This window comes from Klebsiella sp. GW_Kp182 (assembly GCF_040062275.1).
Classification (GTDB): Bacteria; Pseudomonadota; Gammaproteobacteria; order Enterobacterales; family Enterobacteriaceae; genus Klebsiella; species Klebsiella michiganensis.
Map to the genome: position 1 here is coordinate 19,278 of NZ_JBEAFQ010000079.1, position 23,037 is coordinate 42,314.

Genomic DNA, 23,037 nt, shown 5'->3' on the forward strand with positions numbered 1-23,037 from the left:
GTACGTAGTTATGCCATAGTTACATCTAATGTATCCTATGGACCGAGCGTATTTTCTTAATTAAGAGGAGTATCTTTTTTGAAATTCCAGGAAAACGGGAATGTACTGATAGAAAAGTTACTTTTGTAGTTGCGAATTGGCATTAAGACGCATGCACGTTAGAACCGTGTCTGATGGAACCCCTGGATTTCGGGCCAGTATGACAGACAAGAGGAAAAGACCTAAGCGAAGGCAAGCAGCTGGCTCAATACTAATTTTATGTATAAAGTTAATGCCTCGCTCATCTTTGTTGATTGCTACAACTCCCCCCTCCATCATCGCTGTGGGTTTACCGTCAAAAGTAACTTTTACGTTTTTGTATACTTGCTTATTATGGTGCTTTGTTTTTTTATCTTTCAGAACAGCCTCATGAGTAAGGCGAAGAAACGCCATGCATAGAGTGATCACTTCATCATCACTCAGCTTAGTTGAAAAGGCCTTTTGGCCAGTCCAGTCAAACGCGCCCGGCTTAGAAGCTAAAGGCCCCGCAAGGATAAGATTAACACTGCCATTTGTCTCAGAAAAATTCAGCTCAAGAGCAGCCTTGCCAGAATTAAAAACCTTTTCATTTCGGTAATTTTGATGTTGTGGATCTTCATTAATTAAATTTTCCACCAAATTTTTCCTTCGCCTTCGTTAATTAAATTTTTAATCAAACCAATGTAGGTATTCCCCCCAGATTGCTTCATCGCAAAGATATAAGCACTGGTCTCTAGCATTAGATAGTCTCCAGAGGGGGCACCAGGAGGAACCTCTGTAGAGCTAAGGCTTTTAGTGTACTCCTTTTTAACAATCGAAGGGACATTGTTAATCATTATTGTTTTTTCATCAACCACCTTAAAATTCATATTGGTTTCAGTTCCCGCCAGACTTACGGCGTGAACTGATTTTTGCATAAAGCTCGAGAGGCTAGGTTTATTCATAGTTTGAGAATAAATACTTAGCAGGATTATTAGTGGAACTATGAAGAAACTAGCCTTTTTAATACTCACTATCGTCATCGTCGTCAAATCCCCCTTGGGTCTGGCATGCAGTGATGTAAAGAAGTCTAAGTTGATGTAGGAAATTCTCTGCTGTTGCACCACCTACAAATGTTATCATTCTGTTAATTCTGATGCCTGCATCTTCAAGCTCAAACTCAGCTATTCCACAATCCGACATTATAGTCATCGTGTTTTCATCTGGGTCTTCATCAAGCGAAGGGGGTATAATAATGGATAAGATAACAGTATCAACTGGAGCTATTTCCCAATTGTGTTCTTCTCGAGCCATAGGAATTATCTGAATAAAATACCCATCCAAGATCAAAGAAAGTGGATTTCGCGTGTTGTCAGCAAACCCAAAACTATTGGTTGCTTCTTCGAAGTTTAAGCCTGAGCGCTCAATAATCTTGAGAAGTTCCTGCTTTCGTACCCCATGGTAAATCATGCCATCTGTCATCTGTAGTTACTCATGTGCTTTGATGGATAGTGTGTCGCTAAAAATCATACCAAAAACAAAGTATTCCTACCTCAGCTAGAGCGAGAAAAAAGTTAACCTTCGCACTGAACCTGTAGGTTTATCTAATCTTAGCTTAACATGTAAGCTACCGATTTCTGCACCCTTCGAAATTCTAAGGGCTCGTATTATTAACTTGTTCAACTAGATCATCAATCGAAAGGGACCTTTTACAACGCACCAAAAGTTACTTTTATCAAAACGAACCCTGTTTCGCTCGAATAAGAAACTTGATTGTGATTTGGATACAGGATCTTTAACTTTAGCATTCCGAAATGGCTTTGCGCTTGTATCGGAAGATGTCCATTTAAAACAATATGTTAAGACATTCGATTATGTGTTGGTCGACATGACTTTTCACTGTGTCTTCACCTACGAATGTGGAACTGAGGCAATGCAGCAACCTTGGCGAAAAAAGTGTTTGTCAACACAAGAGGTCAGGCCTCTGGTTGAATTTAAACCACACTTGTTACAATCCTACATGGGAATGTTTCTCATGAACAACCAAAAAAGTCACTTTCACATAAATCTAACAATGTTTTGAAAAAAAAATTGTAAAAATAGCATTTTGCCTCGCTGGCGGCCTCATCACATCCCTCGTAAAGGTATGATCTGGCAGAGGTGATAAATGACTATTCTTTCAAATCTAAGTATTGACCTTACCGATTTTACAGGACGGATTCTTATCGTCAGTGACCTATATGGACATTTTGAACTGTTGCTCAAAGGCCTTTCTAAGCTGACCCGATCGGGAGAAGAAGTGGTTATTATTACTACTGGTAATTTATTTGACTGGGGCCCTTCAGCCTGTCAGCTGCTTGAGGCTGTTGTTTACAAAAAGTTTGGAGACAGGAAAGTTCATTTTTTTACGGTTGTAGGTTTTCATGAATTGCTCATGACTGATGCCATTACTCAAAAGAACATTAAAACTTTCAGGTACTTTCCGGATACACATACCCGTAAACACTGGAGAAGTTTAGGTGGAAGCTGGCATGACTCTTACGATCAGATTTTGCTTGAACGTGATATTTACAAAATCGATTATCCACTGGTTATTAATCTTAAAACAAGGCTAGGAACATACATAATTGGTTCGTCAGATATCCCCCAGGATGGTAGGGACTGGAACACTATCATGGCAACCTTGAACAAGATGGATAATCTAAACCTAAGAATTATGGCAAGCAATATCACCAGGAGTCGGCATTACCTTGAATCAGGAAATTCAATTAAGGAAATATCGCTTGTTGTTTTAGGTGTACATCAACCTAAGCAAATTTACGGAATATTCAAAGGTGAAATAGAATTAGCAAAATCAACCTTGTGTCTGTTCCCTAACGATTGGGATGGATTATCAAATGCCCCAAAGAATTTCAAAATTCGATTTCTTGATATCACTAAAAGTGAACATGGGAGTTGCTATGACTTTTAAGAATCTAGCTAGTATTTGCTTATTGTTTCCAACTGCAGGCTACGTAATGGCAGACTCTCAAGTCCAGCTAAGTTCGGATGTTATGGTTGAACAGCGTTTGAAAAACATAGATGTCAAAACCAGTTATTTTAAAAACAAAATTGATGATACTAAATATATACGAATCACTAATCTGACAGTATCATTCCCATTAATCCTTTCCTTGCCTGAGATTAAATATTCTGTCATTGCTAAAAATGGCCACGGTACATTGCCATCTGATAGTAAAGATATGATTTGGGTAGAACCAGGAAGTAACGTAATACTGAAGATAAAAGAAGGTTCAAAATTCTATGATTTTGTTCCGATTGTCTACATTACAGGGAAAAATATCCCCAAAATACTTACTGTTTTACCAGGTAAAGAAATAATCGCAGCAAAAGAGACAATGGTAATTGACTATAAAAACCCGCCAACTCCAAAAAGGTTATCCAATAATGAAAGGATTGTTAACTTATCAAACTTTAACAATATAAACAAACTGAACAAAGGTTATTATAAGATTCAGGTAAACCAATTTACATCACTGAGTTTTGATAAGGAGGTTTTTATTATTGGACGAAACAACATGCTGGCTGGGTCACAATATTTTACTAAAAATATTATTGCCTACCCACGCGAAAAAATAATTATAAACATAAGTGGAGAAACTCATGTTAAAAAATAGTCTGATGTTTATGATGGCAGTTATTCTTACAGCTTGTCATCAGGTGCCTGGGTGGCATAAAACGCTACCAGCAATTAACTTTAACCCAGCAAAAACAATTGAAATGCCAGGGAAAGTTACAGGGAAATATTCTGTTCGCGTAGTCAATGCAGGTATCGATGTATATGTTATAATTGACAATGGTTATAATGAGTTTATGACTATAGATAAACTTTCCTTATACGGTAATCGTTGCGGATATGAGTCTCAGGAGGAGTTGCTCATTCCTCCCGCTGCAGTCAGTACATATATGGTACCTAATGTTGCATTATTAGGTCTGTGTTATACAGATGATATCAAGATGATTTTCATTAACAATAAATTCAATGGATTGTCCAAAGATAAGAAGGATACAACTGTCCCTGTTGAAGTGATGATGCAGTTTAAGCTTACTTCTGCTGAAGAAAAAGAGGAGTTTAATGATGTTATTTATAGCTCGTGGAATTAAAAAAGTTTGCTTAGCTGGATTCGCTATTATTCTGACAACAAGTGTTTCATGGGCCTTTACCTATACGATTGACTCAAATCCCCAAGGAGCTGTAGTCATTAATGTGATCACAAAGGAAAGAATGGGTTTCACACCAATTAAAGTGGAGATACCAGATACACAGGAAGGAAAAACATTTGGTATACTTTACAAAGACTACCGAAATGTTGCCCTCATGATATACAAACCAGCACCAACCGCAGAGAGAGCGTTTACAAATAGTCCGCCCGTTGTGGTCACTAGCGCTCTTCCTGGTGAATATCCCTTAAGTGTAAATATTGATGAAGTACGGGATAAAGTTGTTGTGGATTTGCGTCCAGTCATGTCACAACCTGTTACGTTACAATAAAAAAGGGGCTTATGCCCCTTTTCTCTTTAAGCAACCTGCCTTGTTTTCATGCCTAACTGTACGAGCTCTTCTTCGTAAACCCTGTCAATTGCTTCAGCATACGTATATCCGTCACTAACAAGGTTCCAAATTTTACGTCGGTCTGCCGGGTCTGTAGTAAAACAAAGCTCCATTTTACGATCAACATAAAGACGGACGATTTGTTGCACGTTCTCAAAACGAATCATAATCTCAGAAAAAACATACTTTACAGTCCTGATCATCTTCATCCGTTCATATTCTGATGCTGATGCGGAAATATATTTATTTTTTTCCATTGAATCAATCGCCTCTGGGCTCTGCTTCATAATAAATTTCCATGGTGAGTTGTTGGCTATCGCAACACCGATTGGCGACTTGTAGAAATCTTCGAAGCTCTGTGTAATACAAATCCCTGCACAGTTTGTTTTACGGAAACGACGCCATGCAGCTTCAAGGAATTTGGTAAAGAAGTTAACAGCAGCATCATCACTATTACTTTCGCCGATATACTCCCATGCTTCATCAAGTATGAACAAACGACGGCGTCCATCCTTCTTAATAAACATAGCATGCTGTGCAGCCTGGATTATCGACATTAACACAACCCACTGGAGATGTGGGGTGGGTTTAAGCTCTTCGAGTTCAAGTACGATAAAGCGGCTATCAAAATCAATCGGTGGCAATGACGTAGTAAACCTCCTTCCGTAAATGCCGCCTTCACACCAAGGACCAAGTTGAACGCCTATATCCTTAATTTCTTGCTTATCTTGTTTTATGCATTTTTTTGCAAATCCGGTGACTGAAGGAAGATATCCATCTTCCGGATGATTTGCTTCCTCGACAATCAGACGAAGCATTTCAGCTTCCTGTAAAGAGCTTATGTTACCATTACTTGAAGCCATTAACTTTATTTGATTCAGGACCATTATTGTTTGAGAAATAATGTCAGATTCTTTGCTTTCTTCTCCTGAATTTCCCGTTAATCCCTCTAAAGATTCATCTCCGGTGTATTTTCTCACCATGAAAGAGAAAGGGTTTAGGGAAAAGGTAGCGTCAACTCCAAAGTCAATAAACTGAGAGTCCTCAAATTGCTCTGCAAGCCCTTGATATGAACGTCCGATATCAACAACAAACACCTGAGCACCATCTGGTGACGCATTAAATTTGCCATTCAAGTCCAGAGGCGGATCGTATTTATCTGCCGTAAGCAGATCTCTAATATCATCAAAATGGTAAAGCGGATTTAAATGCTCGCCAGAACAAAGATAGTTGAGAATTATGTTGTTTGCTGCAAATGATTTACCTGCCCCTGATGTTGCCCCAACGCATACGTTGTAACTGGCTGAAGTCTCGAAAATATCAATCATAACCAACTGTCCCTCGCGGGTTACAAATGGGATGACTGGATTCGCAGAGTTTCCTTTCCACGGGCCAAAGATAGGGGCTAAGTGAGCCGCACCCGTATTCGTCATTACATCACCACGATCCATATCTCTAAATGTTGACGGATCATTACATAATGGTAGAGCCGACATGACGCCTGAGAAACAAATATAACTATCATCAGCCACAACAATTTTTTTCTCGCTGTAATAGTTAATCAGACTTTTTGCAGCTATTTTAACTTTTTCCAGTGTATTATCCATGACGATGAATGTCATGTAAGTTTGTAGTAATTTAGCTTTATCCTCCAGCTCTCTTGTCAATGCCGAATAATCCTTGTCCATATCGGCAAGGCGAGGAAGGTATTTTAAAACAATAGGTATTTTTGACTGATTATCTGTTATCGCTTTATAACGAAGATACTCTTTCTGTATTTTCTTTTGGTGAGGGAATTGTATACAGAAGTTGATAATAAAAGGTGAGAAAATGGTTTTGCTTCCTGTCATCCAGTCAACAACCAGCTCGTAAACAGCACCAAAGTTGACATATTCAGGGAATTTGGTCATCGACAAATGCTTAAAATATCGTTGCGCTGTTTCATCATCATCAGCAGACAATGACGCGAAATAATCCTCCCCCACCTCGTACTTCCTTCCAGGAATGTTGACCTGATTATTTAATGGCATTAATGTACTAGATTCCAGTCCACCATATTTCCATCTGGAGTCTTTCCCAGGGTTTAATATTTTATCAACACTGTACAACCATGTGTCAGCATTACCAACAATTGGTGACAGGGTTAAACCTTCTAGTTTAGATAGAAGGTCTTTAAAAAGGCCATCTAGTCGCATTGATTCGGACTCGCTCGGAGAAAAACCTTTAATAGGTATCCGAACCGTTACCCACAACTCGAAATTTCTAAGCTTCAAATCGTCGGCTTGAGTAATCTTAATCCCATCAGCAACTTTCAAAGGGTCATATTGACTTTTCGTAAGATAATCCAGTGAATATACGGTAAGAAGATCCGCTTTTTCATTATCCCTACCTCCCATTCTATTACCCCGGCGACGCAACCAACGGGACAATGATGTGTTGACATCAGGTAAAGCAGCCAATGTCATTTGCATAATGGACTCCGCAGGAAAATCCATTTTAAACAGATCCGTCAACAGATTTTGTTGGTTATCATACAATCCAGGTGATGGGTTGCAGACAAAAAAGAAACCTACAGCATTATCTTCCAGCAAAAAATAAGGTGCATCCACCATCCTGTCGACCACGGGAATGAAGTGCCCTAAGTTAAATCTTTCCAGTTCTTTTGCGAGACGTGAATTGTTCATACTGTTACCTTACATTCCGTGGAACACTATATTTATGCGAGTGGCTAGAAAGAACTACCGGTGACCCCATTTGCTGTTACACCTTTAGTGCTGCGCTGCTGCTGCTGCATGTTGTCACGAGCGCGGTCCTGAATTTCCAGTGGAACAATTCGCGCAGGATTATTTAATGCTGAATCACCGGCCACCCACGTTTGAGGTTTAACATTGACATAGACGTAGCCAGGGAGGTTCAGAGCGTCGTTATCGTCTGTGTAAGGGGCGATAAGAACACGCATAACTTTACCTTGCCTTAACACGGCCAGAGGCTCAGGAGCGATAACAGCTTGTCTGGTACCCTGTACCTGATACTGACGCTCTTGATATGAGCTCAGGGTTGGATTGACCGGTTTGCCATCAAATTCTGAATACAGTCCCTTTCCTGCTGGTACGCGCTGCTGCGACACGTAACTCGCTGTTGTCAGCGGTTTGACCGGCTGGGGAGTTCCGGAGAACAACGGCTTAGGGCCAGCACTAACCACCGGCTTCTGGGGGTACTGCACGCCCGGCGGTGGAGTTAACGTCGTCGGATATTTGCTATCTGCAATATCCTGCTTTCCCCCATCACCTTCCTTTTTTAAATACTTGAGGTCGTCATGATTGTTAGTGGCTTCCATAATTGCCCGAGGTCCCATACACAGAACACCTTTTTCAATACCAGGGCAGGAGCTCTCAGATTGACCTATGCAACCAGATAATGTAGATACCGCAGCAACAGACAAGAGTAATTTCGTGATGTTATTCATATGCATACCTTATTTATCAAAAGGATTTTTAAGCAATGGTTGTAAGTTCATTTTCAACCAGTTGTTATAATCAGTTGGTAATCCATTGCCCAATACTCCATCTTCACGAACTACAGATGGAATACCTTGAACGTTATAAATAGATGCCAGATATAAACCAGTCACGATAGGTTCTACTGAACAATCTTTAATATTTTCATGGGCGATAAGCCTGCTGTTTATATCTTTTGATTTACCTATTAACGACTGAAGGATATCGTAATTGGTAATTTTTCCAGCTTTAACAGAACACCACATTTGTTTGACTCGTTTCGCCGACTCGCCAGGGCTTGGTAATATAACAATATCGAAACGTACCCCTTCCCTCTGTTCATTCATCTTTTTCAGAAAGTCAATGCAATCTTGACAATCAAGTGAAATGAAGAGTACTGCCTGTCGTTTGAGGGATGGATTCCCGAACTGGATAGTAAAGGCATCCTCAGGTTTGAACGGGGCTTCGCTCAATGGTAAAAAGTAACTTTCTCGGATATCTGATATCGACTTAATCTGTTTTTTTCGGAGCACGTCGTAGACTTTACCTTCTGAAAAAGAATAGCGCCCCGTTGTGGTAACTAGAGTGAGTCCACTTCGCTGATCCTCAAATAAGAATATCCCACCTGTAGGTAAGTAAACTGCATCCTTTGGCTGGGAAGAACCTAGCTGGCTAAATAATCCCCGTGTTGACTGATTTAAAGCAAGACCATTTTCAGCAGCAGCGCGAGTTAAAGCCACAGCTTCAGCATCATATTTATCAGCGGCAGGTGAATGAGCTGAATTGAGTAGTGCTAAACACGCGAGCGACTTGAAAAGTAACTTTCTCATGATCACTGTTTACCCTCATAATATTTAGGGTCTATACCATATTCAGTTAGTTCCCTTTCTACATCGGATTCATTTATGTAAGCAATTTCATCTACTGTTGATGGCCGAGTAATAACGTAATTCATATCAAGAACAAGGAAATCACGAGCCCGGTATAGCGCCATCAACTTGCGAATATAAGGGATGTAACCGGAATTATTCCCATTGTGTGACTTTAAATACTGCTCATTCAAAGCCGAAGGATTAAGAACGGCTATTTTGACGCTCTTGTGAAACAGACCTACACCTACATCCATTTGTTTCCCAATATACACTGAAATACATACCAGGATAGCGACGACAATGATGATTTTAACGGCCTTTTCGACGAAAGAATAAGACAGAGAGAATGTCAGGCTTTTCTGTTCGCTTGCCACTTTTTCAAAATCAGCGTCATTTTGATCTTCATCTTTTACTGGTTGAGTCATGTTTATTTCGCCGATAAATTGGTTGGGATGGATGCACCACTTAGAACGACAAAAGTCGCATTAATACCCGGAGAAAGCTCCACAACTGGCCACTGCTGGTCTATGATGTGTGTATACCAGTCTGTCAGCTTGTTTAATCCTCCCGAGACCGCACCGCTTGCGCTCACAGCGCCAAGAGCACCAATATTTGGTCCTTGGTATTGTGCTTGTGAGTTAGGATCGATATTCAGCTGACTAACTTTGCTTGGGCTTAGTCCCTGCGCCAGCGCGCTAAGGCCACCTGCAAAGGCACTACCCATAATGGCGTTACCGTTTCGGGAGATAAGCGTACCTTTGATACCGGCTTTCCCGTCGATTTCACTAACTGCGTATGCCTCCAGTTTGATATCAAAGCTTTTCCCTTTGGAATTTACACAGCTCAGACTTGTTGTGCGGATATAGACTCGTTCAGAGGCCATATCTCCACGAGCGGTACCTAGTAGGTTGCAATCACGAAGATCCATTCTGTAGTTATTGGGTAAAAAAACATCGCGTTTAACCCTGAACGTTACTCCCAAAGGTTCCTCCTGAGACGATAATGATGTCGGCGCTTCCACACCTGTCACCAGAACCCCATACAGTTGAGACGTAGCAGGCAAATACTGGTCTTCAGCACGCTTTGAGTGACGAGCATTACTATCAACAGGCTTGGTACCATCGCCTGCGATCGCACCATTTCCAGGTCCACCTTTAAGAACGCGTTTTTGGTTGGCGTTAGTAATGTTCTTTTCAACAATTGGTGTCACTTCAAGGACACCGTTATTGGCAGTGGTAATGCTGTTGCTGGTAATTGTGCGTACCAACTGTGTGCGTTGAGGTGATATACCACCTGCAACAGGTATTTCTTGATTGCGATTCCCCTCTGCATTTCGGTTTAACTGATAAGCTGGATTTTGTTGCTGATTTTCATAGACAGGCTGGCCTACGCGGGTATCAAGACTACGACTACTCGCTGGTCCCTTTCCATTCTGCATATCGGAGATCTGTTGGTTGAGTTGCTTAATTTGGATTTTAAGTTCAGTTAGCTCACTGGAATTTTCGGCCTTATACTTTTCCATTTGCTTAACCTGATCAACCATGTTTTGTTGGTCTTTACGGTTTTCCTGCTGAACTGTTTGCAGAAAACGTTTCTGACCTTCTTCATCCATATTGACGATGGAAGATGTATCAAGCAGGTTAGTCACCGGCTTAATTTTTTTTGTTTTCTGGCTCGAATCATCTCCGCCCATAAGCGTGAGGGTCACCATCACAAGAGCCCCAAATGCTACGATAAGCAAAAAAGCCATTCGAATGGCTTTATTTTCTGCCCACAATTCCTTCAGCTTCAAAGTTTTCATTATGTTGACCTTTATTACTTGGGGGTAAATATCTCTTTACCCTCAATGACCTGACCTTTTCATCTATTTGCGGTACAGAGTAAGGTGGTTCAGCCCGCAAATTTTTGAAAACGTTATTTTCGAGATGCTCATAAAACTGACTTTCATTCTCCGGTTCAATTTGAGGCAACTCTATTGTCTGTTCATTGGTATTCTGCTCAATTAAGATGGTGTTTTTTTCATCAAAACTATCATCCTGTCTTGAAGCAAAGCTGTCCTTTCTTGTGATATCCTTTTCAGATAGCAATTTGTCAGAGTCATATACCTTAAAATCATCAAATTTAGGAGGGGAGGATTTTCGCACTGTATATTCCGATGGAACAATTTGTACCAACGCAGTACGTTCCTTTCCAAAATTTCCTATAAAAATTCCTACCCCTAAACCAACACTGAACAAAATGCCCAAAGTGAATATTGAAAAGTTACTTTTCTTTCTCATTCATTAATCAGACTTGGTCGTTTAGTTACACGTGACTCCCGTTCTTGGTAAAGTTTGTCACGAAGGATGTACAGCTCCGTTTTCTCACCGGGTTGCAGGAAAGCTTTATCAAAGATTGCTGTGGCGATCACACCTGGAGTAATGCATTTTTGGTCATCCACAACCGATGGATATGTCAGAGTGTTTTGTACAAGAATGACATCGACCAGTTCACGAGCACCAATAAGACGTTGTCCAAGTTTTGCATAAAAGTTAAAACGACAAGGTGATTTTTCGTTATTAGGTATAACTGAGAGTTTATCCAGCTGGAGTGCAAAACCCGTAGGTACTTCACCGTTAGCCACCGGATAAAGAATATCGATTATCCTTTGTTTGCGGTCATCTTGTGCGATTGATTTTTCGTCAAGCTCACCCGATTGTGCCTTTTCTAGAAGTTCTTTATTTGTGTTTGCAGCGATATGGCGATCACGTTCAATGGCCATGTTTTGCGTTAACTGTGTTTGAACACGAATCATTGCACCTGGCACATCTATAGGGATTAATGTCAGGTTATAAGTTGATTCTGGAACTCCTTCTTCGGACAACATGATGCCTATAGGCGCATCTTTTACGGTCGTTATAAAGACACTACCACCTTCAACATAGATGGTTGTATCTTCTGAGGGTGCCGTTGTAGAAACGCTCACGTTCTTAAACGTCGTCTGGATCCGGTTTTGCAAACCTAATGAAACAGGGAGAACAATGTTTCCGCCCGGAGGTACCGTGACGTTTTGCATTGGCTGATACCTTTTTTTTGCTTCATTTATTGCTTTCTGACCGGGCCCCTCAGAAGGCGTATTGTTTAACAAGGAATCGGTCATTGACCGAACCGCAGGTGATGATGCACTCGCCGGAGAAAGTCCGGGGGCTGCAGGTAGTGCAGTTGTCGGACGGTTCGTATTAACAGGCGGCTGATTGCTGTCAATTGGGGGTTGGTTTACAGCCACTGTGCCCGGAACTTGTTTAACTGCATTGGTCATAATATTCATAGCTTCGGCTGAATCTGGTGGTTCATCGAAAGCTTGTGTATTTACTGCTGACGCCGGAATACTGAACGGTTCATCAGCATGAACAAATGGAGCCAGCACGTTTAATGTGATTAATATTCCTAAGAGTTTTCTTTTCATATTATTGGGCTTCTGCTTCGTTCTGTTGCTTGTTCATGTCGGTATTTTCAGTGAACTCTTTTTCCAATACCTTCCCGTTAACTGTGACTTTTTTGATGTTCGGAGTTCCTGAGTACTGGTTTAGATAGAGGATTCGGGGTCGTCCACTTTTTACACTCAAAACCATCTCATACGTCCAACGCTCAGTTTGTTCCTTATCAGCGACGTTTAGGAATTTCGTTTTGCGAGTCCCCCAGACATAAAGAACATTATCACCCGGTAAAAAATTAACGTCCTCAGCAACAAAGGTTTGATCAACCTTCCGCGCAAGCATTAAATCCGAGGCTTTTTTCAGTTCAGCCTCTAACTCGGTTTGTTTAGATGCAGGAAACATCTTCAGAATATAACTGGTAACGAAATTCACATTTTTCGGGTTAATGTTACCCAATGTGGTTGCTATAAATAGACCCCATTGCGTCTTATATGACTCACTGGCCTTGCTTCCGGCAACGGATACTTCCTCAGTCATATCAGGGGGGATGGCAATGATCTCTGTTGTGGAAAAAAAGACCACTTTAATAACCAAAAGGCCAGCAATAACCGTTAACAATCTGTTATTTAAGATTAATTTTTTGTCACGTTGAATTAACTGACTGTAGGTCAGCTCAGCACCCGTTTTCTTCCCTTGTTTGGGAGGGGCGAGTTCTTTTGACAAATTAAGGATTGCCTTCTGACGCTGAATTTTATCAGTGCTGTAACTTTCAGTCTTTTCAGACTGAACATCGTCAGCTTCGTCATCCTTTGATTTATCAACCGTCTTCTTCTTAGGTACAAACCTGAAGAAGTTCATGACGTGTTCTAAAAGTGACTTTTTCTCGCTCATTACTTCTCCGGGGTTAATTTAGCTGTACAGCACTCTCATAAAGGGGTCAGAAAAATAACGACTCTGGAAAACCGTTTTTCCCGGAAGAAAACCATTCCACCAAAGTTTATGTTTCAGTCTCCCCCGAACTGAGCTTTCTTTAGCTTTGTTGTATGAGATCCAGTAAACAACTGCACTAACTGTGGCTATAGACATGCATTCAAAAATATTCCCGAATGCCAGGAGCCCCATAACAACGCCTATCTGCTTCGCATCAAAAAACAGAATCAGCAAGGGTAAATTTATCCGGTATGGAAATCGGTATGTGTAGTTATTTTCCATTCAATTAGCACCATTAGTCATCTTGCTCTCTATTGTACAGGTAATAAAAAGGGGACTTTCGTCCCCTAATTGTTGTTTTGCCCGTTTAGCAAAATTTTTTTTACAGCGCTACACCAGCATCCAGGAAACCGGTGATGATTTTTTCACCGTTAGCCAGAATCATCATCATAAGGAATGATACCAGTGCCAGGCCCGGGTTCGGACGTCCGATAGAGAAGTAGAATGCAGAGATCAGCATACATGCTGCCAAGGCCTTCCCAGGCGCGCCACTTAACGCTTCTGACAGTTGGGTCCAAATTTCACCCAGGGCACCGTCATCACCGCCCGCCAGCGCAATCGATGAGAACAATGCAGCGCACAACAGCGCTACAAATACCTGGAACATTTTATTGCTGACCATATTACGCAGGCTTTCAGCCAGATTGAAGTTAGCAGTAGTACCGCTCATAGCCATTGATTTCTGGATCATTGTGTAACTCCTGAATGCGAAAATTGTATGTGTGTTCTGGTGACTAACCAGCAATTTGAGAATACCCTGGGTTAATTTTTTATTTTCAATCTATGGGACAAATTTTTTTAACAAAAACGTGAAAACGCTAAAGTTATAAAGGTTACTTTTACAATGAGTTTTTCTTAACGGTATGTCATTACCAAATAGCTACAAATTCCTGTTCTGTTTTCCTCACTACTCTCAATTAAAGTGAAGCTGTTGATTTTTAGTCACTTTTGTCTCTCTGCTTATTCAGCTTATATCCAGCTAATGGATCAAGGTGCCCTAGGAAAAGTCACTTTTTTGTCCATGTAACAACAGTTTTCGCATTCATAAAAGTAACTTTTGAAACCGGGAAACCTCGATGTCCTATAAAAAAGTGACTCTCGAGCTCCAACTTAATGTTCACTTGTGGAGCGACTACAATCAGGGAGCAAAGAAAAGTCACTTTTTGTAAGTGACACAATTCAGGTGCTAATAATCATCTACTGGCTTAGCTACCATAAATAGTGGGTTCTACGATGTGGTGTACAAATCCACCAAAAATGGGCCTAAAATGTAGAGAAAATGGAGGAAATTTGAATAAATTGTAAGTCTTATAACTTATTGAAATCTAGTATTTTAGTATCGTTTTTAGAATAATTATCTAAAAGGTATCGGTTACACTTACAAGGCCGGAACATAATCAGCTATAGAAGGCAAAAATTGCGCTCTTACCCTCTTCCCAATAGCCATTTCTAAATGTAAATTTAGGAGAATTCTTATGTTTGTCATGAAAGGAATATCATGAAAAGTCGGATGGTAGAGGTCGCTGGTTTAAAACTTAAAATTTCCTTACATAACAATATTTTATCTTTGAGTTGCAATATTGACGGGCTCAGTGTTTACAATACTTGTCGTATTATTCGCAACTCAAAACTAACCGAATCTGAGATTTTCGCAAAAATTGACGCTGATTGGGTTAGCAAGGTCTTCTCCCTAAATATCAGGCAGATAAACAACATCGTCCATTCCAATGTCAGCGTAATACCTGTACTTACTCAACCTAAACAGGTAAACGTATCGGCTGGAGCAATGGTGTCCTGTTTCAAGAATTTCTGATTAATAGTTTACATTCTAAAGGGATAATCGGAAGTACTTCCGCCCTGTGCTAATTAAAGCAGCTAGTTCTTTTGCTGGAAAAATACCCCCTTACCTAGCGCTCTTTTCCTGATAGGATTAGAGTATCTGTGAGGGAGGTAAATATGTGGATCACAAAAGATAACGAAATTATCTCAGACGCTGAGCCGGATTCAGACGGTTTTCTAGAAGTAAGCCGTCCATGCCCCGACTGTTTAGGTTCAGGTATTAACTGCCTCCAGTGTGCTGGTTCTGGTTCATTGCCACCTGTTATGGAAAAAGTTTTTCCTGTGTATGAGTGGGTAGCTAAAAACTCTCTGAAGATGCCGTTTAAATCCCCTGAACAAACCCTTATTAAACAATTTCTGAACACTATATTGGCTACTCCCAATCAGGATAAAAGTAATCTATACGCAGCACTTGTCCAAAAATTGGATAAAAGTTACTTTCCTACAAAGTTGCAATATCGATGTCTGAAACCTGCTGTGTCAAGAACAAGTTCAGCAGCTAAAATTCAAGTACGGCCGTTTAATGCCAAAATCGGGACTAGTTTGTATTTGGTTTTCACCGTAATTAAAATTCAAGTGCTCACTAGAAAATGTTCCTCCGAGAATTTTTCTTCCTTACTTTTAGAAACCTCTGACCACCGGCATTTTATTGCTTATGATTCTCATCCATCAGGGCTTAAGGTTGGGGACATTATTGATTGCAAGGTTCGAGTTGTTAACCGCCTCTGGATTAATAACATGAGTATATTGCAGGTGAAAATGGTCTCATCTTCTCTGATCAAATGATTGTGGTTACCAAACAGAAATCGTAAGTCTTTAATGGGGCAATACATACTCGTTATGAATCTTAAAAAGAATTTCAAAGAGATAGGGCTTTTACAGGATTTTTTTAGAAAAAACCATAAATCTTCCTTTAATTGTAATCAAAAAAAAGTTGAGATCACTTCCAGTGATATCACCCCACTTCTCGTAAAAGGTAAAAGTGACTTTCCTCAGGGTACGATTTCATTATCCGGCCCGGTGATGCATTTGCGTTATCAACCTTTGTGGTTTGCCATTTTGTTGGGTTTGAACGCGAGACAACCAATCCATAAAGAATTTCAGTTCAAAATTTCACTTATTGATATTCTAGAAAAGTCGTGGCGTGTTTGTCAGGGATTAGGTATTCGGCAAGTCAACTATACACTCGCTGAAGTTTCATACTTTTTGTTGTTACTCATAGAGTTCAGGTTCGAGATTCAAACAAATAATACCTATAAGACCTGTTCGGTTTTTACTGAAATCAGTCACGACATAGAATTGCAGTCTATTAGCATGGCTTATGTTAGTATCAATCCTAAAGTGGTGGATAAACTATGGGAGCTGACTAATTCGGTGTCTGTTTTTTTGACGACACTCTTTTTCGCCAAACGATCTGAGCTATACAACCTCCTGCAAAAGTTACTTTCAAAAACTGACCCTGTTTCTCTTAGCGACATTGCACCTGCAACGAATCAACACGTACAGTTGTTGCGCCATTACGGCTTCGTCACCTACACAAAAAAGAAGCAATTACTTGATATTCATAGTGTTAGCGTTTTGATTGAAGGACTCAACCCATTGTGAACAACCGCTAAAAGTAACTTTTTTAAAAAATTTACCAAACTGGCTTTTTAGACCACATAGTGAGAAATTTTTACAAAATAATACTGTACAGTCTAATTTCAGGATTGAATCAGTCATAGGTAAGAATATGAAACAAGCAGCTGACTTTTTTATCTCTACAGAGCGGAACGGGCGGCTAGTCAAAAATTTGCGTGAATTTAGTGACGCAAATCCTGACATTTGCCATAAAGCGGTTAATGGTCAACCGTTTATGATCGACCCAAGGGCATTAGTGTTAGTTCCAAACTGGAACTGCCGTGAGATGGGACTGGGGGAGGCATATTACAAATTACCTAAACCAGCCGAGCATATTCAGAACCTTAAGAAAGCATTTCTTAATGGGGCAGATATTGACCCTATAACTGTCGTTATTGTTGACGGAAAACCGCTTGTACGACAGGGGAACTGTCGTACACGAGCTGCGCTCTTGGCTCAACAAGAATCAGGTCTCCCCATTCTGGTAAGATTACGTGAATTCCAGGGGGATGAGATAGAGCAGGAATGGCATTCGCTTGATGGGGCTAAATCTCTCCCCCTTTGCCCCGTAGGTCGCGGAATTGCCTATAGCAGACTGGTAAATGATGCGGGGATGTCTGTCGAACAGGTTGCACAACGGGAAAACATTTCTGAAATGGCTGTTCGTCAAATCATTTCTCTGTCATCAATCGATGACGAGCTAAAGACGTTGATTAGCCAGGATGTTATCTCTTACACACTCTGTCTGGAATTAATTCGTGATCTTGGCGAAAAGGAAGCTCTTGAAAAGATTCGGGCCGACCTAAACGCCAAGATAAAGGTAATTAATAATTCAACAGAGACTGATTCCCTTCCTCTGAATGTTGCCGAAATAATTAAGTCACATGGTAGCCCTAAGGCAGTCAGGGTCACAAAATCTTCTCTGGGAGTGCAACCAATTCCAAGAAAACTGGCTCAAAAACTCGCGGCCAGTACTAAAGAAGTTTACAACAGATTACGAGCCTCCCTTCCTTCTGCGTTTGATCTTGAACAGATTGGCCCTAACGAAAAAATACATATTGAAATTGACAGACATTTAATAGAACTTATATTTAATTCAGGGGATTCTATTCGTGACCATGAGGCTAAGCTCGAGCGTAAAACAACAAAGGGAAAACTTTCAAATTCTTCTCCTTCAGAAGTATCTGATGTAAACACTGATACAATGCCAGCTAATGATCCTCTGGAGGAACCATCTTCAGAAAATCAGGAAATAGAATTTTCACTACTGAATTTTCATTCCGCTGTTTGATATTTAACAACGAATTAATTTTAATGATAGAGGTTAGGTTATGACTGAATGTACAAACAATGAGATGCAAGGGATACCACCTTTTCCTGAAAATGGGGAACCTGTTGCAGTACTAGTTCCCCCGGTAATTATGAATAATTTTCCGGTAGCTAATCCGGAAGAAGATTAGCCATTTTTACGTTATAAACTCCGTCATTAAAATAAGGGGCAACTCCAAAGCCCCTTAATCTCTATAATTCAGCTATATATACTTACCTATTCTTATAAACACTGAAAAAAGTCATATTTTTTGTAATTAGTGAATGTTTATGATGGTTGTAAATTTAATACCCTCTCCCGCCCCTCTTCTATAAAAAAATAGGGTCTGTACAAGCCTTTTTCATTTGATTTAATGGAGACATACACAACGGGATGGGAGTTTTTCCATGACACATTCAAATGAACAATGGTTTTCAGTGGACGGTCAATTAATTGATGAAAAGCTTGTTTTCAATATCAATGAATTAAACGGCTCTGCTAGGTATGAAAAAAACTATACTTGCTCTTATTGTAAAGGTTCAGGCCGTCATCGTATCAGTTATGCAAATTCTTTAGGTAAATGTACCTCGTGTAAAGGTACAGGTAAACAAGGTAGTTTGATCAAAGAGTGTTTCACGCTGCAAATGCTTTTCAAAAAGAACTATTTAGCTGCTAAAAAGGTTGTTTCTTCAAGCTCCTGGCGTCAGAATCACGCTAATAACTTATCTGCACTGGAGAAACAAATCATTTCTTCAAGCAACAAAAACCCCTTCCTTAAAAGTCTTACGCTTACCATTCAAAGTGGTCGTCATCTTTCAATTAAGCAAATTGCTGTAGCAGAACGTATCCTTTCCCAACTAAACTGATCCTAATTGTTTCAATGTCACTATCAAAAGATGGTGACATTTTTTTTCATTAGTCCTCTTATGTCGGAAACACAAAAATTTTGCATGATACTATTCTCGTATTGACCTATGAGTGTCTTTGAAAAGTAACTTTCGTGGCTTCTCACATAAAAAGGTTTCCTATGCGTTTTTCACTAATCTTCCATAGTTCTGCTTTAGCTTTGACCCTCTCAATGGCCACAAGCTTGTTTTCCATCGTGCACGCCCGGGTTTATGAGTACACCTTCACTGATATCCATGATGCTCAAAAGACTGTCCCAGAAAGTGCGCCATATATTAATCCACATGGAAAATTTAATGCTCTCCTCATTGGTGGCCTAGACCAACAAATCCGATTAACCATTTCTCGCGATGCTGATAAAAGTGCTGTATTTAGCACAACTACCAGTGTCATCACGGTTGATGACAGGATATCTTCCACTAGTGGAAATATCTTTTACGGTAAGACTGTCACTATCCCACCTATCAGCGATGGACGTTACACCATAAAATCCGAAATCCTAGATTCAAAATCGGCCGTAGTTTCAATAACATCCCATCCCGTTATAATAGACACGGTAGGACCTACGTCTGATAATTTCTCAGTGCCATGGATTCCAGGGTATAACATGGTTGTAACTGGGCCGCGTTGGGAACTCGGTCAAGGTCAAGAATCTGCCATTAATCTTGCAATTAAGAATATCAATGATCTATCTGGTTTTGATAAAGCGATAGTTCAAATAATAAAACCTGATGGCTCAATACAATCCAGCTATACAATGACATATGACGAGGGGTCTAGAGCAGCTACAGCCCCTATTACTAAAGGTGGAGGAACGATAGCCAAAGCAGCTTGGATGCCTGTCTCTGATGCTGATGTTGAGTATCGGTTCAGAGCTTTCCTCTATGATAAAGCTGGAAATATTACCCAAGTACCCGACCAAAACTTTGTTTTTGATTCTTCTGCAGGTGAATATGAGCTATTTGCAGTTGCCGATCCCAACTCTTCCACTAGTGTGGTTCCCGGCTTTGCATCTGGCTACATTAAATATACCGCAGGGATGACTATTAATACAAACCCTGTTACTTTTGTATATAAAATACCTAAGCAAAATTATAGAGCTTATAATAAAGCTGGTTTGTCATTCGGATCTTTACTTTATGAAGATACAGGGTATGTATATATTAAACAATCCACACCAGTTGGAACATCATTTACAATTCATAATGGATACCAGTACGGTGGAGGTAACGCTTCATATAATGTTAAGTTAAGTTCAACCGCTCCAAAATCACCTTCAATTAAATCTTACGCAACAAAATTTTCAACAATTGGCGAATTTTCCGCTGGTACAATGAAATTCACGAATAAAGATCTACCTGGTGAGTATCAAAGTGCAACTGTGTTCGTTGATCCAAGAGACTATGTGCAGTCATTTTATAACATTACACAAGGCTACGAAGTTTGTACTATTCAACCCGGTGAAAGTTCTTGTACCGGTCCATTTTCATATACAATAAATAAAGGAAATGGCTATATAGCTCATTATTTTATAGTTCGTAATCAAGACAAGACGCTAACATCCAATCAATTTGAAATTCGTAGCATTTGGAATACCGATTTAATTCCTAAGATAACAGGATATGATTACAAAGAAGAGAATAAGTCTGTCCTTGTTTATGTTTCACAACCCGGTAATGGCAATTGGCGTGATGTCTTGATGCTCTCAAGGGTTGAGATACTCGATACAATTTCTAATACGGTTCTTCTGACGGGCACAAAAGTTGCAATGTCTGGAGAGGATTATACTTATTCCTTTGATTTATCAGCTATACCCGAAGGGAAGTATGATTTAACTTTTAGTGCTACTGATACATTTAACAACAGTTCTCAGTTGCCGTTCCGATCTCTTGTTATCGATAACTCCCCTCCTTCAATTTCCTTTTCGTATGAAGGCAAACCACTATTATCAGAAAGTACTGTGTATGGATTAGAAAACATCTCAGTAAATGTATCGGATGCTTTAAGCAAGTCCAAGGTCTATCAAATGGTTCTTCAAGGTGGACCCGCATCAGATGATGTTGAATTAGGATTTACTCAAAACACTGATGGTTCATACACACCACTTTATCCTCGTTTGTTTCCTTCACTTGATGAGAAAACTGATAAATACACCCTCTTGGTGAAAGCGATAGATGATGCAGGTAATCAGTCATCAAAATCTATCCGTTTTGCATATTACCCTAAGAATCTCATTGTTCTTGATAAACTAAATACCCTTGCGGTTAACAAACCGTTAAACCTTTCTTCAGGCGAACCACTGGCTGTACTCAAAGCAAGTCAGTTACGGCGTAATGATGGTTCTTTAGCAAAAGGGGTCCAGACAGCTTTAATTACTGTTAGGGGAGACTCTGCATTTCCCATCAGTGTTATTGGTAATATTGTAGCTCCTGGTGAAACGAAGGAAATTCAAATCGATTTAGGTTCTGTAGGTAATGACGTTGTTGTCCCTATATTCCCTGGTGTATCTGGCGTTGTCGGTGCCTCCGGTTTTATAGTCGAATTCCCTCAACTTAAATAAATCAACCATCACTTAAAAAACCAGCTCATGGCTGGTTTTTTTATCATTTCAGACATCATTATATGGTTGGCCACTATTTTTTTAGCCCCCTCCCCTTTTCTCATTTCTTGCAAAATCCCTATGTAGTCATCTTTAATTTGGTCCCCTCTTAGCCCTGCCTATTTCTATAATTATTACATGAGCGATCTCAAGTACCTGATGTAACAATATATAGGATATATCCGCCATACGAAGTTTTCAGACTTGAGTCTTCGCAGATTCAATCTGACAAATACTTAAAAATAACCTCGTTTTTCGCTGCCGTCTCCCTGGAGCCTCAGGAGATTCCTGAGGCCCCGCTGTTTATAATCATCCCTGTTGTTGCCAATTATCTTCCCAGGCCCTTAGCTGGTTCCTGAGGGCCCACAGGATCAAAACAACCCCATTGTTCGCAGTCGGCTCCCCAGTTCCTCTGTTAATTCCTGAGGTCCCTCAGGATCAAAGCAAACCATACTCCCTCAAATCTCATCAGATAGCTGAAGCCCTGCAGGTGTATAACAACCCCTTTGTTCGCAATTAGCTCCGGGGTCCCAGCTGATTCCTGAGGATTAACAGGACCAAAACAACCCCATTGTTCGCAGTCGGCTCCCCAGTTCCTCTGTTAATTCGTGAGGACGTGCAGGATCAAAGCAAACATTCTCCCGTAAGCCTCATAAGATAGATGCAGCCCTGGAGGTAAAAAACAACGCCGATGCATGTATGCAATTATCTACCCGGGCCCCAGCTGATCCCTGATGACCAGCAGGACCCAAACCAACCCCGTTGTTCGCAGTCGGTTGCCTATTTCTTCCATTGATTCCTGAGGTCCCTCAGGCTCAAAGCAAACCATTCTCCCTCAAACCTCATCAGATAGCTGAAGCCTTGTAGGTTTATAACAACCCCGTTGTTCGCAATTAGCTCCAGGTTCCCAGCTGATTCCTCAGGATTAACAGGACCAAAACAACCCCGTTGTTCGCAGTCGGCTCCCCAGTTCCTCTGTTAATTCCTGAGGTCCCTCAGGCTCAAAGCAAAGCATTCGGCCTCAAGCCTCACCAGATAGCTGAAGCCCTGCATGTGTATAACAACACCGTTGTTCGCAATTAGCTCCAGGTTCCCAGCTGATTCCTCAGGATTAACAGGACCAAAACAACCCCGTTGTTCGCAGTCGGCTCCCCAGTTCCTCTGTTAATTCCTGAGGTCCCTCAGGCTCAAAGCAAAGCATTCGGCCTCAAGCCTCATCAGATAGCTGAAGCCCTGCAGGTGTATAACAACACCGTTGTTCAGAATTAGCTCCCGGTTCCTCAGCTGATTCCTGAGGTCCCTCAGGCTCAAAACAAACCATACTCCCTCAAGCCTCATCAGATAGCTGAAGCCCTGCAGGTGTATAACAACACCGTTGTT

General features: G+C 40.6%; 23 protein-coding genes. 9 read left to right on the forward strand and 14 right to left on the reverse strand.

The genetic code is table 11. The annotated features are described in order from the left end of the window. Positions 1-117: 117 nt before the first annotated feature. From ABLU88_RS28455 to ABLU88_RS28465, 3 genes are all read right to left on the reverse strand, one after another. Positions 118-654 carry a hypothetical protein gene (locus tag ABLU88_RS28455; RefSeq protein ID WP_032720870.1) on the reverse strand — a complete coding sequence of 179 codons (537 nt, stop codon included), beginning with the start codon at positions 652-654 and terminating at the stop codon, positions 118-120. Further along, the gene (locus ABLU88_RS28460; protein ID WP_128206184.1) at positions 642-935 is read right to left on the reverse strand and encodes a hypothetical protein; all 294 of its coding nucleotides are present in this window, start codon (positions 933-935) and stop codon (positions 642-644) included. The genes ABLU88_RS28455 and ABLU88_RS28460 overlap by 13 nt, the downstream gene beginning before the upstream one ends. An 85-nt stretch (positions 936-1,020) precedes the next feature. Next, on the reverse strand, positions 1,021-1,479 hold the full coding sequence (locus tag ABLU88_RS28465; RefSeq protein ID WP_032720872.1) for a hypothetical protein: 459 nt from the start codon (positions 1,477-1,479) through the stop codon (positions 1,021-1,023). Positions 1,480-2,164: 685 nt separating this feature from the next. On the opposite strand from ABLU88_RS28465, the gene ABLU88_RS28470 reads away from it, so the two are divergent. From ABLU88_RS28470 to ABLU88_RS28485, 4 genes are read left to right on the forward strand one after another with little or no spacing between them, the layout of a single operon-like run. After that, positions 2,165-2,968, forward strand: a complete 804-nt coding sequence (locus ABLU88_RS28470) for a metallophosphoesterase (protein WP_232692276.1) — start codon at positions 2,165-2,167, stop codon at positions 2,966-2,968. A 46-nt stretch (positions 2,969-3,014) separates the two neighbouring features. Beyond that, positions 3,015-3,674 (forward strand): hypothetical protein, encoded by a 660-nt coding sequence (locus ABLU88_RS28475; protein ID WP_348838881.1) that lies wholly within the window; start codon positions 3,015-3,017, stop codon positions 3,672-3,674. Then, on the forward strand, positions 3,661-4,161 hold the full coding sequence (locus ABLU88_RS28480) for a hypothetical protein (protein ID WP_099745299.1): 501 nt from the start codon (positions 3,661-3,663) through the stop codon (positions 4,159-4,161). The genes ABLU88_RS28475 and ABLU88_RS28480 overlap by 14 nt, the downstream gene beginning before the upstream one ends. Continuing rightward, entirely contained in the window at positions 4,133-4,549 is a 417-nt protein-coding gene (locus ABLU88_RS28485) for a trhZ (protein WP_224459619.1), read from the forward strand. Before ABLU88_RS28480 ends, ABLU88_RS28485 begins: the two co-directional genes overlap by 29 nt. 26 nt (positions 4,550-4,575) lie before the next feature. Here the strand turns inward: ABLU88_RS28485 and ABLU88_RS28490 are convergent, their stop codons facing one another. The 10 genes from ABLU88_RS28490 to ABLU88_RS28535 form a co-directional block, all read right to left on the reverse strand. Beyond that, the gene (locus ABLU88_RS28490) at positions 4,576-7,293 is read right to left on the reverse strand and encodes a TraC family protein (RefSeq protein ID WP_348838885.1); all 2,718 of its coding nucleotides are present in this window, start codon (positions 7,291-7,293) and stop codon (positions 4,576-4,578) included. Between the two features lie 44 nt (positions 7,294-7,337). After that, positions 7,338-8,075, reverse strand: a complete 738-nt coding sequence (locus ABLU88_RS28495; RefSeq protein WP_072046241.1) for a TraV family lipoprotein — start codon at positions 8,073-8,075, stop codon at positions 7,338-7,340. A gap of 9 nt (positions 8,076-8,084) precedes the next feature. Then, positions 8,085-8,936: a DsbC family protein gene (locus ABLU88_RS28500; RefSeq protein ID WP_116987719.1), complete on the reverse strand. Its 852-nt coding sequence runs from the start codon at positions 8,934-8,936 to the stop codon at positions 8,085-8,087. Positions 8,937-8,938: 2 nt separating this feature from the next. Continuing rightward, on the reverse strand, positions 8,939-9,403 hold the full coding sequence (locus ABLU88_RS28505) for a hypothetical protein (RefSeq protein WP_099745302.1): 465 nt from the start codon (positions 9,401-9,403) through the stop codon (positions 8,939-8,941). A 2-nt stretch (positions 9,404-9,405) separates the two neighbouring features. Continuing rightward, complete coding sequence (locus ABLU88_RS28510; protein WP_348838888.1) at positions 9,406-10,779, reverse strand: TrbI/VirB10 family protein; 1,374 nt, start codon at positions 10,777-10,779, stop codon at positions 9,406-9,408. Then, positions 10,739-11,257, reverse strand: a complete 519-nt coding sequence (locus ABLU88_RS28515; protein WP_348838890.1) for a hypothetical protein — start codon at positions 11,255-11,257, stop codon at positions 10,739-10,741. The genes ABLU88_RS28510 and ABLU88_RS28515 overlap by 41 nt, the downstream gene beginning before the upstream one ends. After that, complete coding sequence (locus tag ABLU88_RS28520; protein ID WP_348838892.1) at positions 11,254-12,423, reverse strand: type-F conjugative transfer system secretin TraK; 1,170 nt, start codon at positions 12,421-12,423, stop codon at positions 11,254-11,256. The genes ABLU88_RS28515 and ABLU88_RS28520 overlap by 4 nt, the downstream gene beginning before the upstream one ends. A 1-nt stretch (position 12,424) precedes the next feature. After that, entirely contained in the window at positions 12,425-13,285 is an 861-nt protein-coding gene (locus tag ABLU88_RS28525; protein ID WP_348838894.1) for a TraE/TraK family type IV conjugative transfer system protein, read from the reverse strand. Positions 13,286-13,303: 18 nt separating this feature from the next. After that, positions 13,304-13,606, reverse strand: a complete 303-nt coding sequence (locus tag ABLU88_RS28530) for a type IV conjugative transfer system protein TraL (protein WP_117032865.1) — start codon at positions 13,604-13,606, stop codon at positions 13,304-13,306. A gap of 100 nt (positions 13,607-13,706) precedes the next feature. Next, on the reverse strand, positions 13,707-14,075 hold the full coding sequence (locus ABLU88_RS28535) for a pili assembly chaperone (protein WP_072046247.1): 369 nt from the start codon (positions 14,073-14,075) through the stop codon (positions 13,707-13,709). A gap of 1,265 nt (positions 14,076-15,340) precedes the next feature. On the opposite strand from ABLU88_RS28535, the gene ABLU88_RS28540 reads away from it, so the two are divergent. The 5 genes from ABLU88_RS28540 to ABLU88_RS28560 all read left to right on the forward strand — a co-directional run bounded on the left by ABLU88_RS28540 (position 15,341) and on the right by ABLU88_RS28560 (position 21,618). Next, a complete protein-coding gene (locus ABLU88_RS28540; protein ID WP_348838898.1) occupies positions 15,341-16,009 on the forward strand; it encodes a hypothetical protein in 669 nt (222 codons plus the stop codon). 54 nt (positions 16,010-16,063) lie between these two features. Further along, the gene (locus ABLU88_RS28545; protein ID WP_348838900.1) at positions 16,064-16,828 is read left to right on the forward strand and encodes a hypothetical protein; all 765 of its coding nucleotides are present in this window, start codon (positions 16,064-16,066) and stop codon (positions 16,826-16,828) included. Positions 16,829-16,955: 127 nt separating this feature from the next. Beyond that, a complete protein-coding gene (locus tag ABLU88_RS28550; RefSeq protein ID WP_348838902.1) occupies positions 16,956-18,134 on the forward strand; it encodes a DNA-binding protein in 1,179 nt (392 codons plus the stop codon). A gap of 425 nt (positions 18,135-18,559) precedes the next feature. Beyond that, a complete protein-coding gene (locus ABLU88_RS28555) occupies positions 18,560-19,018 on the forward strand; it encodes a hypothetical protein (protein WP_224459621.1) in 459 nt (152 codons plus the stop codon). 161 nt (positions 19,019-19,179) lie between these two features. After that, positions 19,180-21,618 carry an Ig-like domain-containing protein gene (locus ABLU88_RS28560; RefSeq protein ID WP_117268240.1) on the forward strand — a complete coding sequence of 813 codons (2,439 nt, stop codon included), beginning with the start codon at positions 19,180-19,182 and terminating at the stop codon, positions 21,616-21,618. Between the two features lie 1,203 nt (positions 21,619-22,821). On the opposite strand, the gene ABLU88_RS28565 is transcribed toward ABLU88_RS28560, so the two are convergent. Next, a partial coding sequence (locus ABLU88_RS28565; protein WP_348838905.1) for a hypothetical protein occupies positions 22,822-23,037 on the reverse strand: 216 nt, incomplete at its 5' end.